Annotated in this window: 12 protein-coding genes; 8 read left to right on the top strand and 4 right to left on the bottom strand. The window is 52.6% G+C overall.

Annotated features, from left to right (window positions below):
- Window positions 1-66 precede the first annotated feature (66 nt).
- Window positions 67-1,059 (top strand): aspartate--ammonia ligase, encoded by a 993-nt coding sequence (asnA, locus tag AC6EMZ_RS18400; RefSeq protein WP_498404212.1) that lies wholly within the window; start codon window positions 67-69, stop codon window positions 1,057-1,059.
- Here the strand turns inward: asnA and viaA are convergent, their stop codons facing one another.
- Both viaA and ravA read right to left on the bottom strand, forming a co-directional pair.
- Window positions 1,060-2,511 carry an ATPase RavA stimulator ViaA gene (gene viaA / locus AC6EMZ_RS18395; protein WP_498404211.1) on the bottom strand — a complete coding sequence of 484 codons (1,452 nt, stop codon included), beginning with the start codon at window positions 2,509-2,511 and terminating at the stop codon, window positions 1,060-1,062.
- Window positions 2,505-4,001: an ATPase RavA gene (gene ravA, locus AC6EMZ_RS18390; RefSeq protein WP_498404210.1), complete on the bottom strand. Its 1,497-nt coding sequence runs from the start codon at window positions 3,999-4,001 to the stop codon at window positions 2,505-2,507. Before ravA ends, viaA begins: the two co-directional genes overlap by 7 nt.
- Before the next feature lie 222 nt (window positions 4,002-4,223).
- On the opposite strand from ravA, the gene kup reads away from it, so the two are divergent.
- The 7 genes from kup (at window position 4,224) to rbsR (ending at window position 12,176) form a co-directional block, all read left to right on the top strand.
- Window positions 4,224-6,092 (top strand): low affinity potassium transporter Kup, encoded by a 1,869-nt coding sequence (gene kup, locus AC6EMZ_RS18385; RefSeq protein WP_498404209.1) that lies wholly within the window; start codon window positions 4,224-4,226, stop codon window positions 6,090-6,092.
- Window positions 6,093-6,305: 213 nt separating this feature from the next.
- Window positions 6,306-6,725, top strand: a complete 420-nt coding sequence (gene rbsD, locus AC6EMZ_RS18380) for a D-ribose pyranase (RefSeq protein WP_498404208.1) — start codon at window positions 6,306-6,308, stop codon at window positions 6,723-6,725.
- 7 nt (window positions 6,726-6,732) lie between these two features.
- The gene (rbsA, locus tag AC6EMZ_RS18375) at window positions 6,733-8,238 is read left to right on the top strand and encodes a ribose ABC transporter ATP-binding protein RbsA (RefSeq protein WP_498404207.1); all 1,506 of its coding nucleotides are present in this window, start codon (window positions 6,733-6,735) and stop codon (window positions 8,236-8,238) included.
- Window positions 8,239-8,242: 4 nt separating this feature from the next.
- Complete coding sequence (gene rbsC / locus AC6EMZ_RS18370) at window positions 8,243-9,208, top strand: ribose ABC transporter permease (RefSeq protein ID WP_498404206.1); 966 nt, start codon at window positions 8,243-8,245, stop codon at window positions 9,206-9,208.
- 27 nt (window positions 9,209-9,235) lie between these two features.
- The gene (rbsB, locus tag AC6EMZ_RS18365) at window positions 9,236-10,126 is read left to right on the top strand and encodes a ribose ABC transporter substrate-binding protein RbsB (protein ID WP_498404205.1); all 891 of its coding nucleotides are present in this window, start codon (window positions 9,236-9,238) and stop codon (window positions 10,124-10,126) included.
- 106 nt (window positions 10,127-10,232) lie between these two features.
- The gene (gene rbsK / locus AC6EMZ_RS18360) at window positions 10,233-11,162 is read left to right on the top strand and encodes a ribokinase (protein ID WP_498404204.1); all 930 of its coding nucleotides are present in this window, start codon (window positions 10,233-10,235) and stop codon (window positions 11,160-11,162) included.
- Window positions 11,163-11,165: 3 nt separating this feature from the next.
- Window positions 11,166-12,176 carry a ribose operon transcriptional repressor RbsR gene (rbsR, locus tag AC6EMZ_RS18355; RefSeq protein ID WP_498404203.1) on the top strand — a complete coding sequence of 337 codons (1,011 nt, stop codon included), beginning with the start codon at window positions 11,166-11,168 and terminating at the stop codon, window positions 12,174-12,176.
- Here the strand turns inward: rbsR and mdtD are convergent.
- Both mdtD and AC6EMZ_RS18345 read right to left on the bottom strand, forming a co-directional pair.
- Window positions 12,124-13,551 carry a multidrug transporter subunit MdtD gene (mdtD, locus tag AC6EMZ_RS18350; protein WP_498404202.1) on the bottom strand — a complete coding sequence of 476 codons (1,428 nt, stop codon included), beginning with the start codon at window positions 13,549-13,551 and terminating at the stop codon, window positions 12,124-12,126. The genes rbsR and mdtD overlap by 53 nt on opposite strands.
- On the bottom strand, window positions 13,548-14,255 hold the full coding sequence (locus AC6EMZ_RS18345) for a FadR/GntR family transcriptional regulator (RefSeq protein WP_498404201.1): 708 nt from the start codon (window positions 14,253-14,255) through the stop codon (window positions 13,548-13,550). Before AC6EMZ_RS18345 ends, mdtD begins: the two co-directional genes overlap by 4 nt.
- Between the last annotated feature and the right edge of the window lie 375 nt (window positions 14,256-14,630).

Here is a 14,630-nt window from a genome sequence, read left to right as displayed (position 1 = left end):
GGATTATTGAATTGGCACCCGTTTCTGTTGCTTAATCAATACCAACAGGACGCAGGAGTAATAAAAATGAAAACCGCTTACATCGCAAAACAACGCCAGATCAGTTTCGTTAAATCCCATTTTTCACGTCAGCTGGAAGAGAAGCTGGGTCTGATTGAAGTACAGGCACCGATCCTCAGCCGTGTAGGTGATGGGACGCAGGACAACCTGTCTGGTTGCGAAAAAGCGGTACAGGTGAAAGTGAAAACACTGCCAGAGGCCCAGTTCGAAGTGGTTCACTCACTGGCAAAGTGGAAGCGCCAAACCCTGGGACAACACGACTTCAGCGCAGGCGAAGGGCTTTACACGCACATGAAAGCCCTCCGCCCCGATGAAGACCGCCTGACACCGATTCACTCTGTATACGTTGACCAGTGGGACTGGGAGCGCGTCATGGGTGATGGCGAGCGTCATGTGGGGACACTGAAATCTACGGTAGAGGCGATCTATGCCGGCATCAAATCAACCGAAGAAGCAGTAAGCAAAGCGTTCGGACTGGCACCGTTCCTGCCAGAAACGATCCACTTTGTTCATAGCCAGGATCTGCTGAGCCGTTTCCCGGATCTGGATGCCAAAGGCCGCGAGCGAGCGATCGCTAAAGAGCTGGGCGCCGTGTTCCTGATCGGTATCGGCGGCAAACTGTCCGATGGTAAACGTCACGATGTACGCGCCCCGGATTATGATGACTGGAGCACGGCGGGTGAAAGCGAATTGGCAGGATTGAACGGCGACATTTTGGTGTGGAACCCGATTCTGGAGGACGCGTTTGAACTGTCTTCTATGGGGATCCGCGTGGATGCAGAGGCGCTGAAACGTCAGCTTTCCGTTACCGGTGATGAAGATCGCCTGAAGCTGGAGTGGCATCAGGCACTGCTGCGCGGTGAAATGCCGCAGACGATTGGCGGTGGTATCGGTCAGTCTCGTTTGACCATGCTATTGCTGCAACTGTCCCATATCGGCCAGGTTCAGTGTGGCGTATGGCCGCAGCAGGTCCGTGCAAGCGTTGATGCTCTGCTTTAATTAACGTTTCCATCGCCTGATAAGACGACTCCGTAACCCGGTATCAAAGCGCCAGATATGATCGAAGATGCGCATGATGCCGGGTTTTCCATGTGCGGACATGGCGACCGCGTGAAACCGATGCTGGTGAACTCGCTGTAACTCCTTCACTTTATTGACCACGTCATCCGGTAGTCGCTGGGCAATAAAATCTGAAATGACGACTGCATCCGCGTCGTACCAGTCACCGCCCTGCATACGTTCTATGATGGAGCGAAAACAGCTGGCGATATCCGTGCCGCCGCGAAAGCGCTGGCTTAAAAAGCGAATTGCCTGCTCGATACCCTGTTTCCCCGTCAGTTCGTAGCCTATCACTTCGCTGGAAAACAACATGATAAAGCATCGGCGGCGGTCAGCGAGCGCGACGCGCATCAGCGCCAGGCAGAAGGCTTTAGCACATTGCTCGTTGAAACCACCCATCGAACCTGATGTATCGACACAGACGATAAACGGCCCGCGTGGCTGCTCATCAAAATCCTGATGGATAACCGGGCGTTGGCTGATTTTTTCTCGCCAGGATTCCCCATGCAGTCGATAAGTCAGAAGCTGTTTTTCCACCAGCCGACGGTAAAACTCATACTCCAGTTCAGTCATACCCAGCGTAGCCAGTTCGGTGGGCAACAGGCGCAAAATATCATCGCTTTGCTGTAAACCATCGACCTGTTCCGGCACGGTTGCCGGTTCTCGCACCAGGGTGCGAAAGGTTTCCATCGGTGCGTCTTTCTTTGGCACCGACTTCGCTTCTCGCGAACGACCAAGCTGTTCAGCAAGTTGCATGAGTTCGGGCTGCTGCGTCAGAAAATCACCGTATTTCACGATCAACTGATAGTCGCCGCGTTTGAACTCCCCGGCGCTCATGTCCCACAGACGACCTGCCGCATTTTCATTTTCAACCAGCACCTGCTCAAGCTGGCCGCTTAACGTCATCCTCTCCTGAACTTCGCTGAGCAACTGTTCGCGTTCCTCTTCCAGAAGTTGTTGATTGAGAGAAGTGGCCTGCACCACCAGGCTGAGCCGCCAGCGTTGTAAAAACAAAGTATGTAGGGCAGAGGTAAAGGTGGCGTTGTCCGAGACCAGCTTGCGGGCCTGACTGGCATACGGGGAATGTACTTTATCGAGCAGCGTCAGGATCTGCGGCAACTGTACGATAAATTGTGGAGTAGAGAGCCGCTGGCATTCCTGGTAGCCGCTCACCTCTTCGGTCAGTTCGGGTGGGACCTCCGTTTCTTTTAATCTTCTGCGCAAGCTATCTCGCCAGCGCGGAAGATCATCGGTCACGGCTTTTTTGATACGAGGAAACTTTTCAAAGAAAGCCGCCAGTTGCGGAGAAGCCAGAAGAGTAATGACGACTTCTTCGATGAGTCCTTCTTCACCAACGGCCAACATCATGTTGAGCGTATCCAGCGTTAGCATTGACGCGCCTGTTTGATCTGCGCGCTGACATCCTGCAGGCTGGCTTCGATACGACCTAGCCAGTCGCTATGAATAAACAGACATTTTTGCTGATCGCTAAAGCGCGTATGCTGCTGATGCCATTCGGTATCCAGCGCTTCCAACTGCTGTTTTATCTCTTCCGGCACGCTGTCCGCGGCATTTCCCGGCAGCGCAAGGCGCGATCCCTGCAAACTCACATCGCGGATAACCAAATGCAAACTGGTATCCACTTCTATATTCAGAACTTGCGCAAAGCCGATACCGTTTAACTTACCGCGGATCTCGCCGCTTTTATCCAGCCATACCGCCAGCGCTTCGCGCTCAACGGTAATATGAACGACCTGCATATCGTGTAGCTTAAGCGGCTGCTGGAGTAATAACGTCAGTGATGTCTCAGTCAAATCGGCGGGTAATTCATAATGCGGCTTGCGCGCGAACATGCCTCCGAGACGACTCACTTTTAACGCGGTTTTGTCACTTTGCTGCTGTTGGAGCTGGATTCGCCGCTGGGTGATAGTTCCCAATCGGTTGAGCATAGCCTGCTGCTCCCAGGCGTGTCCGGTCATCAATACATCAAGCTGCTGCTGCATCAGGTTCATGCCTTCCGCGTCGTGCCACAGGCAGTCTTTCAGCAAAATAAGATCGATAGGCGCAACGGAATCACGTCCGCTGAATAACGCGCTGGCCTGCAGCAGTCGAATCGCTTTTTTCCAGCGTCTGTCGGATACATAAGGGGCGGAAGGCACTAAATCCAACTGCTGACGTAGCATGTAGATCAGCTCGAATACCGCATCAGGCAATTTGATTTTGCCGATATCCTGCTGCCACTGTTGGTACTCTTCATCTGTTACCTGTAGTGAAGGGGCAACCGGGTTTTCGTTTTCATCCTGTTGGCTTATCAGCAGGGATCGGAAATTCCCTTTATCCTGCACTTTATCCAGCCACAGGCGGATGAGCATGCGGTCATATAACGCTTCCAGGCTACCGTCTGCTTCCGGTAATTCGTTGGAGGCAGCCACCAGCAGTCGCATCGGGATTTTTTCTTCAAACGCGCCGTTACGAAAACGACGTTCGTTGATCGCCGTCAGCAGCGTATTCAGAATCGCCGGGCCGGCTTTCCATATCTCATCAAGAAAAACGATTTCAGCTTCGGGAAGGTAACCGGCCGTCAAACGTTGATAGCGGCCTTCATCTTTTAAGGCCTGAATAGAAAGCGGACCGAAAACCTCTTCCGGCGTGGAAAATCGCGTCATCAGATATTCGAAAGCGCGCGCATTCTGGAAGGCAAATTTAAGCCTTCTGGCTATCAGGCTTTTTGCGATGCCGGGAGGCCCCAGCAAGAAAACGCTTTCGCCGCTCAACGCTGCCAGCAAACACAAGCGAATAGCATGGCCACGCTCGTAAAGGCCTTTCTCCAGCGCGCTGCTGAGACGGGAAATTCTTTCTGCTAATAAATGTGAGTGAGCCATAATTGTTTTGCGTCCTTTCACCGTCATCGCGGCTATTTGAAGCGAGTATAGACGTTTCGGCATGGGCTGGTAATAGACTGAAGTGCGGCGCTATTTTCTTTGCGCTACATTAACGCGGTTGCATTTAAGGATACGATCTTGCGATTAATCGTGCATACTGTGCGCCTTTTTGTGGGCCAAGGGACTAAGCACACATTTGTTATATAACGAAAAGACTAGTCTATGAGCACTGATAATAAGCAATCATTACGCGCTATAACGCTTGCGGCAATTGGGGTTGTGTACGGTGATATCGGCACCAGCCCGCTTTATACGCTTCGCGAATGTCTGTCCGGTCAGTTTGGATTTGGTGTTGAACGTGACGCCGTTTTTGGCTTTTTGTCACTTATCTTTTGGCTGCTGATTCTGGTGGTTTCCTTAAAGTATCTCTCTTTCGTCATGCGCGCGGACAACGCCGGTGAAGGGGGGATCCTGACGCTAATGTCTCTGGCAGGGCGCAACACGTCTGCCAAAATGACGTCATTCCTGGTGATTATCGGCTTAATTGGCGGCAGCTTCTTCTATGGTGAAGTAGTGATCACGCCGGCTATCTCGGTTCTATCGGCGATAGAGGGGCTTGAGATTATCGCCCCGCAGCTGGATACATGGGTGGTTCCGCTCGCGATTATTGTTCTCACCCTGCTGTTTGCGATTCAGAAGCATGGTACCGGGCTGGTCGGTAAGCTATTCGCCCCTATTATGCTGACCTGGTTCCTGGTTCTGGCAGCGCTGGGGTTGCGCAGCATTATTGCCAATCCGGAAGTGCTGCAAGCGCTGAACCCGATCTGGGCCGTTAACTTCTTCCTGGAATACAAAACCGTATCGTTTGTGGCATTGGGCGCGGTCGTGCTTTCTATTACCGGTGTCGAAGCGCTATACGCGGATATGGGCCACTTTGGCAAGCTGCCGATTCGAATCGCGTGGTTTACCGTGGTGCTGCCTTCTCTGGTGCTGAACTACTTTGGCCAGGGGGCGCTGCTGCTGAAACACCCCGAGGCTATCAAAAACCCGTTCTTCCTGCTGGCGCCAGACTGGGCGCTGGTACCGATGCTGATCCTCGCTACCCTGGCGACGGTAATCGCCTCTCAGGCGGTCATTTCTGGCGTGTTCTCCCTGACCCGTCAGGCGGTACGTTTGGGCTATCTGTCTCCGATGCGTATTATTCATACCTCGGAAATGGAATCCGGGCAGATCTACATTCCTTTCATTAACTGGCTGCTCTACTTTGCCGTGGTGATTGTGATTGTCAGCTTTGAACATTCCAGCAACCTGGCGGCGGCGTACGGTATTGCGGTAACGGGCACCATGGTGTTGACGTCGATTTTGTCCACCACCGTCGCGTACCGGAACTGGCACTGGAACAAATTCCTGGTGGCGCTGATTCTGGTCGGATTACTGTGTATTGATGTGCCATTGTTCTCAGCGAACCTGGATAAGATTGTCTCCGGCGGCTGGCTGCCACTGACGCTGGGTCTGGTGATGTTCATTGTGATGACCACCTGGAAGAGCGAACGCTTCCGCCTGCTGCGTCGGATGCATGAACACGGTAATTCCCTTGAAGCGATGATTGCCTCACTGGAAAAATCTCCGCCGGTTCGCGTGCCGGGTACCGCGGTCTATATGTCTCGCGCCCAAAAGGTCATTCCGTTTGCGCTGATGCATAACCTCAAGCACAACAAAGTGCTGCACGAGCGGGTGATCCTTCTGACGCTGAGGACCGAAGATGCGCCGTATGTGCATAACGTTCGTCGCGTGCAGATTGAGCAGCTTTCTCCTACCTTCTGGCGCGTGGTGGCAAGCTACGGCTGGCGTGAAACGCCAAACGTAGAAGAGGTGTTCCATCGCTGTGGTCTGGAAGGGTTAAGCTGTCGAATGATGGAAACGTCGTTCTTCATGTCGCACGAGTCGCTTATCGTTGGCAAACGTCCGTGGTATCTGCGTCTTCGTGGGAAGCTGTATCTCATCCTACAGCGCAACGCCCTGCGCGCGCCTGACCAGTTCGAGATCCCGCCTAACCGCGTGATTGAGCTGGGTACGCAGGTCGAGATTTAATTGATTGTGCCGCCTGATGCCTTCTCCCACGGGAGAGGGCGCAAACCTAAAAAACGGTAACCAATGGGTTACCGTTTTGCATTTACCTTCTCTACATTTCACTTAGCGAAACGTTTCGACGCCGATCACAAATCTGTTACGTCATGATGGTTTTCTGAACACTCTTGCAGCTACACTCTTTTCAGCGAAACGTTTCGCTAGTGGAGCAAGAAAATGAAGAAAGGCACGGTACTCAATTCTGAAATCTCATCGGTTATCTCCCGTCTTGGACATACCGATACGCTGGTGGTTTGCGATGCAGGCTTACCGGTTCCGCGCAGCACAACTCGTATTGATATGGCATTAACGCAGGGCGTTCCTTCGTTTATGCAGGTACTGGGTGTGGTAACGGCGGAGATGCAGGTTGAAACGGCCATTCTCGCGACGGAAATCAAACAACATAATCCGCAACTCCACGAAACGTTGCTCGGACACATAGAGCAGCTGCAACAACACCAGGGAAACACCATAGAAATTCGTTACACAACGCACGAGCAGTTCAAACAACAAACCGCAGACAGTCAGGCGGTGATTCGCAGCGGGGAATGCTCCCCGTATGCGAATATCATTCTCTGTGCTGGCGTCACGTTCTGAGGCCATCATGGACGCATTATTGCAACTCAAAGGGATCGATAAGTCGTTCCCGGGCGTAAAAGCCCTCTCCGGCGCGGCAATCAACGTATACCCCGGGCGCGTGATGGCGCTGGTGGGTGAAAACGGCGCAGGCAAATCCACCATGATGAAAGTCATGACCGGAATATATGCTCGCGACGCCGGTTCGCTGCTGTGGCTGGGGAAAGAAACCACCTTCAACGGTCCAAAATCGTCTCAGGAAGCTGGCATCGGCATTATCCATCAGGAGTTAAACCTGATCCCGCAGCTGAGCATTGCGGAAAACATTTTCCTGGGGCGTGAATTTGTTGGCCGCTTTGGCAAAATCGACTGGAAAACGATGTATGCCGAAGCTGACAAGCTGCTGGCCCGGCTGAATCTGCGCTTTAAAAGCGATCGTCTGGTTGGCGATTTGTCTATCGGCGATCAGCAGATGGTGGAAATCGCCAAGGTGTTGAGCTTCGAGTCAAAGGTCATCGTCATGGATGAACCGACCGATGCGCTGACCGATACCGAAACCGAATCATTGTTCCGTGCGATCCGCGAGCTGAAATCGCAGGGGCGCGGGATTGTCTATATCTCCCACCGTATGAAAGAGATCTTCGAGATTTGCGATGACGTTACCGTGTTCCGCGACGGGCAATTTATTGCCGAGCGTGAGGTGGCGACGCTTACGGAAGATTCGCTCATTGAAATGATGGTGGGGCGCAAGCTTGAAGATCAATATCCGCGCCTGGATAAATCACCGGGTGAAATCCGCCTGAAGGTCGATAACCTGTGTGGTCCGGGCGTCAATAACGTCTCCTTCACCTTACGTCAGGGCGAAATCCTGGGCGTGGCGGGTTTGATGGGGGCGGGTCGTACCGAACTGATGAAAGTGCTGTACGGTGCGTTGCCGAGAACCAGCGGTTACGTCACGCTCAACGGTCATGAAGTGGTCACCCGCTCTCCGCAGGATGGGCTGGCAAACGGCATCGTCTATATCTCTGAAGATCGTAAGCGTGATGGTTTAGTGCTGGGCATGTCGGTGAAAGAGAACATGTCGCTGACGGCGCTGCGCTATTTCAGCCGCAACGGCGGTGGGATTAAGCATAAGGACGAACAGCAGGCCGTTAGCGATTTCATCCGCCTCTTTAATGTGAAAACGCCTTCCATGGAGCAGGCGATTGGTCTGCTTTCCGGCGGCAATCAACAAAAAGTGGCGATTGCACGTGGCCTGATGACGCGTCCAAAAGTCTTGATCCTCGATGAACCCACCCGTGGTGTGGACGTCGGTGCCAAGAAAGAAATTTATCAGCTCATCAACCAATTTAAGGCTGACGGCCTGAGCATCATTCTGGTCTCCTCTGAGATGCCAGAAGTATTAGGCATGAGCGATCGCATTATCGTTATGCATGAAGGGCATCTCGGCGGTGAATTCACTCGCGAGCAGGCCACCCAGGAAGTTCTGATGGCTGCCGCTGTGGGCAAGCTTAATCGCGTGAATCAGGAGTAAGAAGATGACTACCCAGGCTGTTTCTGGTCGCCGCTATTTCACAAAGGCATGGCTGTTGGAACAAAAATCGCTGATTGCGCTTCTGGTGCTAATTGCAGTGGTTTCGACCATGAGCCCGAACTTTTTTACCGTCAATAACCTGTTCAACATTCTTCAGCAGACCTCCGTGAACGCCATTATGGCAGTTGGGATGACGCTGGTAATTTTGACCTCGGGTATCGATCTGTCCGTCGGTTCCCTGCTGGCGCTCACCGGCGCGGTTGCGGCTTCGATTGTAGGGATCGAAGTTAACGCGCTGGTGGCCGTTGCAGCTGCGCTGGCATTAGGTGCGGCAATTGGTGCCGTGACCGGTGTGATTGTGGCAAAAGGGCGTGTGCAGGCATTTATCGCGACGTTAGTGATGATGCTGCTACTGCGCGGTGTCACCATGGTCTACACCAACGGTAGCCCGGTCAACACGGGCTTTACTGACAATGCGGATGTGTTTGGCTGGTTCGGTATTGGCCGTCCGCTGGGTATCCCGACGCCGGTGTGGATCATGGGTATCGTGTTCCTGGCCGCGTGGTACATGCTGCATCACACCCGTTTGGGTCGCTATATTTATGCGCTGGGCGGTAATGAGGCGGCAACGCGTCTGTCCGGCATCAGCGTGAACAAAGTCAAAATTATCGTTTATTCGCTGTGCGGCCTGTTGGCATCACTGGCGGGCATTATTGAAGTGGCACGTCTTTCTTCTGCACAACCGACGGCGGGTACAGGTTACGAGCTGGATGCGATTGCGGCGGTAGTGTTGGGGGGGACGAGTCTGGCGGGTGGTAAAGGTCGCATTGTTGGGACCTTGATCGGCGCACTGATTCTCGGCTTCCTGAATAATGGTTTGAATTTATTAGGTGTTTCCTCCTATTACCAGATGATCGTTAAAGCGGTGGTGATTTTGCTGGCGGTACTGGTAGACAACAAAAAACAGTAACTGACGACACTACAGGACATCTTTGATATGAACATGAAAAAACTGGCTACCCTGGTTTCAGCTGTAGCGCTGAGCGCTACTGTGAGTGCTAACGCAATGGCGAAAGATACCATCGCGCTGGTCGTCTCCACGCTGAACAACCCGTTCTTCGTCTCCCTGAAGGATGGCGCGCAGAAAGAAGCGGATAAACTGGGTTACAACCTGGTGATTCTGGATTCACAGAACAACCCAGCAAAAGAGCTGGCAAACGTTCAGGACTTGACCGTTCGCGGCACCAAAATTCTGTTAATTAATCCAACGGATTCTGACGCTGTTGGCAATGCCGTGAAGATGGCAAACCAGGCGAAAATCCCGGTCATCACGCTGGACCGCCAGGCTTCTAAAGGCGAAGTGGTGAGCCACATTGCTTCTGATAACGTGCTGGGCGGTAAAATCGCGGGTGACTACATCGCGAAGAAAGCCGGTGAAGGTGCGAAAGTTATCGAACTGCAGGGTATTGCCGGAACTTCCGCAGCGCGCGAGCGTGGCGAAGGCTTCCAGCAGGCTGTTGCGGCGCACAAATTTAACGTTCTGGCCAGCCAGCCCGCAGATTTCGACCGCACTAAAGGTCTGAACGTAATGCAGAACCTGCTGACCGCACATCCTGACGTGCAGGCGGTATTCGCTCAGAACGATGAAATGGCACTGGGCGCACTGCGTGCGCTGCAAACTGCGGGTAAATCCGACGTGATGGTTGTTGGTTTTGACGGCACACCAGATGGTGAAAAAGCGGTCAATGATGGCAAACTGTCTGCGACTATCGCTCAGTTGCCAGAGCAGATCGGTGCAACCGGCGTTGAAACTGCAGATAAAGTGCTGAAGGGCGAAAAGGTTCAGGCTAAATATCCGGTTGACCTGAAGCTGGTCATCAAGCAGTAATAGTCGACTCAGGCAGTCGCTGGTTGCCTGAGGGACAAAATATAAAGAAAAGTGTGGCATACGCCACCGGGTCATACCGGTGGCGATCTTTACTGGATCCCCAAACATGAAAACCGCAGGCAACCTCGTCGTCCTTGGCAGTATTAATGCCGATCACATTCTTAACCTTGAAACTTTCCCGACGCCTGGCGAAACCGTCACCGGTCATCAATACCAGGTGGCATTCGGCGGCAAAGGCGCAAACCAGGCCGTCGCTGCCGGACGCAGTGGGGCAAATATCGCCTTTATCGCCTGTACGGGAAGTGACGATACCGGTGAGCGCGTTCGTAAACAGCTGGTCAGTGACAATATCGATATTGCGCCAGTGAGCGTGGTAGAAGGCGAATCAACCGGCGTGGCGCTGATATTCGTCAATGCCGAAGGTGAGAATGTTATCGGTATTCACGCGGGAGCAAACGCGGCACTGAATATTGAACGTGTCGATGCCCAGCGCAACCTTATTGCGAATGCCGAAGCCCTGCTGATGCAGCTGGAATCTCCGGTAGAAAGCGTTCTGGCTGCAGCCAAAATTGCGCATGAAAATCATACGTGTGTTGTACTTAATCCGGCTCCTGCCCGTGTATTATCAGACGAGTTGTTGGGGCTGGTGGACATTATTACGCCTAATGAAACCGAAGCTGAAAAGCTCACGGGGATTCGCGTCGAAAACGATGACGATGCCGCGCGTGCAGCCAAGGTCCTGCATGACAAAGGTATCGATACCGTCATCATCACGTTGGGTAGCCGCGGTGTATGGGTGAGCGCCAACGGTGAAGGTCGTCGTGTTCCGGGCTTTAAGGTCAAAGCGATTGATACTATTGCGGCGGGGGATACTTTCAACGGTGCGCTGGTAACAGCACTGCTGGAAGGCAAGCCCATGAATGATGCCATTCGTTTTGCACATGCCGCTGCTGCTATTGCGGTTACACGCAAAGGTGCTCAGCCCTCAGTTCCATGGCGCAAAGAGATTGATGAATTTTTGAGTCAGCAGGGGTAACGCTTGGCCACAATGAAAGATGTCGCCCGCGTGGCGGGCGTTTCTACCTCGACGGTTTCTCACGTCATTAATAACGATCGGTTTGTGAGTGACGCGATACGTGAGAAAGTCGACGCGGCAATAAAAGACCTTAACTACGCTCCTTCGGCGCTGGCACGCAGCCTCAAGCTTAATCAGACGCATACCATCGGTATGCTGATCACCGCCAGTACCAACCCCTTCTATTCAGAACTTGTGCGCGGCGTTGAGCGCAGCTGTTTTGAGCGCGGTTATAGCCTGGTGCTGTGTAATACAGAAGGTGATGAGCAACGCATGAATCGTAATCTCGAAACGCTTATGCAAAAACGCGTCGATGGATTGCTTTTGCTTTGCACAGAAACACACCAGCCATCAAAAGAGATCATGCAGCGCTATCCTTCTGTTCCGACCGTCATGATGGACTGGGCCCCGTTTGATGGCACCAGCGATCTGATTCAGGATAACTCGTTGCTTGGTGGCGATATGGCGACGCAGCACCTCATCGACAAAGGCTACCGCCGCATCGCCTGCATTACAGGACCGCTGGATAAAACGCCGGCGCGCCTTCGTCAGGAAGGGTATCTCGCGGCCATGGATCGTGCTGGCCTGCCTGTGCATGATGGCTATCAAATTACCGCTGATTTTGAATTTAACGGTGGTTTCGAAGCTATGCAAAAACTGCTGACGCAAGCGCTGCGCCCGCAGGCGGTATTTATCGGTAACGATGCGATGGCATTTGGTGCTTATCAGGCCTTATATCAGGCTGGTTTATGCGTCCCGCAAGATATGGCCATTATCGGCTACGACGATATTGAACTCGCGCGCTTCATGACGCCACCGCTCACCACGATTCATCAACCTAAAGATGAGCTGGGCGAGTTGGCAATCGACGTGTTGATTCATCGGATGGCGCAACCCGCACTACAGCAGCAGCGTTTGCAACTTACTCCTGTTCTGATTGAACGCGGTTCGGTTTCGGCTGGTGGCGATCTTTAATCAGGTTTCGACCGTCTTTCGGTTTCAGCAGCATAAATACCAGCGCGGAGACTACCGTAATTGCCCCCATGGTAATAAATGTGTAGTGGAATTGTTCGACGGTGTTCGTGCCTTCCATACCTTCATAAACGCGTAGCACCGCTGCGCTCACCGCAACACCTAAACTGATCGAAAGCTGTTGGGTGACGGCCAGAACGCTGTTCCCCCCGCTGGCGTTTTCATCCGTCAGGTCAGCCAGACTAATGGTGTTCATGGATGTGAATTGAATCGACATCGCCATTCCTAATATAAAGAGTGGCAAAATCAGCATCCAGACCGGTAGGGCGGAGGACTGCAAAGAGAACTGCGCAATCATCGCACCGATGAATACCGTGATTCCAACCAGCGTCTTACGATAGCCGAGCCCACGCAGAATTTTCGTGACCATCGATTTCGCCAGAATGGAGCCAACCGCGGTGGGTGCCATCATGATTCCGGCGATTAATGCCGGATAACCAAATCCTACCTGCAACATCAGCGGCATCAAAAACGGGACGCAGCCGGTGCCAAGCCGCGAGGCGATATTCCCGGCAATCCCAACCGAGAAGGTTCGGGTTTTGAACAATAAGAGTGAAATGAGCGGCGTGGGGTGACGACGTGCATGACGTATATATAGAAGAAAAAGAAGAACGCTGGTCGCGATAATCAATAATGCCATCCAGGTTGCGACGATCCTCTCACCGAATAACTCCATGCCGATGGAGAACATCACCAGGCTCACGCCGAACAGAAAAAATCCCCCCATATCGAAACTGCGCCTTGGCGTGGTGAAGTTCGGCATATATTTACGGGCATAGCACAGACCAGCAACGCCAATCGGGATGTTAATCAGGAATATCCAGTGCCAACTGGCCCAGGTGACTAATACCCCACCCAGTACCGGGCCGAGAATAGGGCCGACCAGTCCGGGCATCGTGACAAAATTGAGGACAGGCAACAGTTCGCTGCGCGGATAGGCCCGCAACAGCGCAAGGCGCGCCACCGGCATCATCATTGCGCCACCGATACCCTGCAATACACGAAACATAACGAGTTCAGTTAATGATGTCGAAAGCGCGCAGGCCAGTGAACCCAACGTAAATAGCGTGACGGCAAGCATAAACACTCGACGTGTACCGAAGCGGTCAGCCAGCCAACCGCTAACCGGGATCAGCATCGCGACAGTTAACGTATAGCTGATGATGGCGGACTGCATCGCAAGCGGGGAACGGTTGAGGCTTTCGGCAATAGCCGGTAAAGCGGTATTCAGAATGGTGGCATCTAGCGCTTGCATAAAGAAAGCCATCGCCGCAATCCATGGCAGCCCGGCCATACTACGCGCTTTTTTCTCGGTCATTCTTTTTCCTGCTGAAGGTTCGGGGCAGCCAGTAGCGCCTGGCACGCCTTCATCGCGCGTTGGCCGTCGCCATCCTGAATTGCATCCACAATGGCCCGGTGCTGATCCAGTTTGACCACTTCATTCTGAGTAATAGAAGTAAAGTAGGTGTGATAGACAGAATGGAACAGGGATGCAAATGAGGTCAGGAAGGGATTACCACTCATGTGATAGATATGTTCATGCCATGCCATATCGACTTCAATCCAGCGCTCGCGGTTAAAATGCTTCTTCAGGAAGGTCATTTCCTCCATCAAGGTATTCAACTGCGCTTTTTGTTCTGCGCTCCCCAACATAGCGGCGAGTAAACACGCCTGAGGTTCAAGGCTGCTTCGCATCACCAGAAAATGGTCGATGACTTGATGGAAGTTCTCTTCGGTCATCCACCATGAAAGCAATTCTTGATCGAGGAAGTTCCAGTTACCCTGGGGCATGACTCGCGTGCCAATGCGCGGTCGTGGCAAAACCATGCCTTTCGCGGTTAAGGTTTTTACCGCTTCACGAACGGCGGTACGGCTTACCCCAAACTGTTCGCCCAATTCCATTTCACCTGGCAGAATGCTTCCGGGAGCATATTTTCCCACCAGAATCCGCTGAGCCAGCTTTTCTGCTAACACATAAGATAGGTTTTTTTGTGCTGCCAGCTGTTGTGCGCTTAAGGGCATAACTCATATTCCTTATTTGTTCATGCTGTTAAGTATGCCATCTGGAATGTGATTGTGGCTGCAAATACACCAAATAGAGCAATTAGTAGCTTGATAAAGACGGTTTTGGTGAAAAAAAACACGGTTGGAAATTATTTCTTATTTTCCTCTTGCCACCTCAGAATAACTCCCTATAATGCGCCTCCACTGACACGGAACAACGGCTTACAGGCCGCCGGGTTAGCGGGGTTCAGAGATGAACACCAACGGAGAAAAGCGAAAATAAACGCTTGACTCTGAATGAGGAAAACGTATTATACGGGACCTCGCAACGGTGAGCGAAAGCCGCGTTGCACTGCTCTTTAACAATTTATCAGACAATCTGTGTGGGCACTC

The sequence above is a fragment of the Enterobacter sp. SCRI0065 genome (assembly GCF_059766475.1).
Note: the sequence above shows the minus strand (reverse complement) of the source record. Positions and strands in the feature narration are given on the sequence as shown.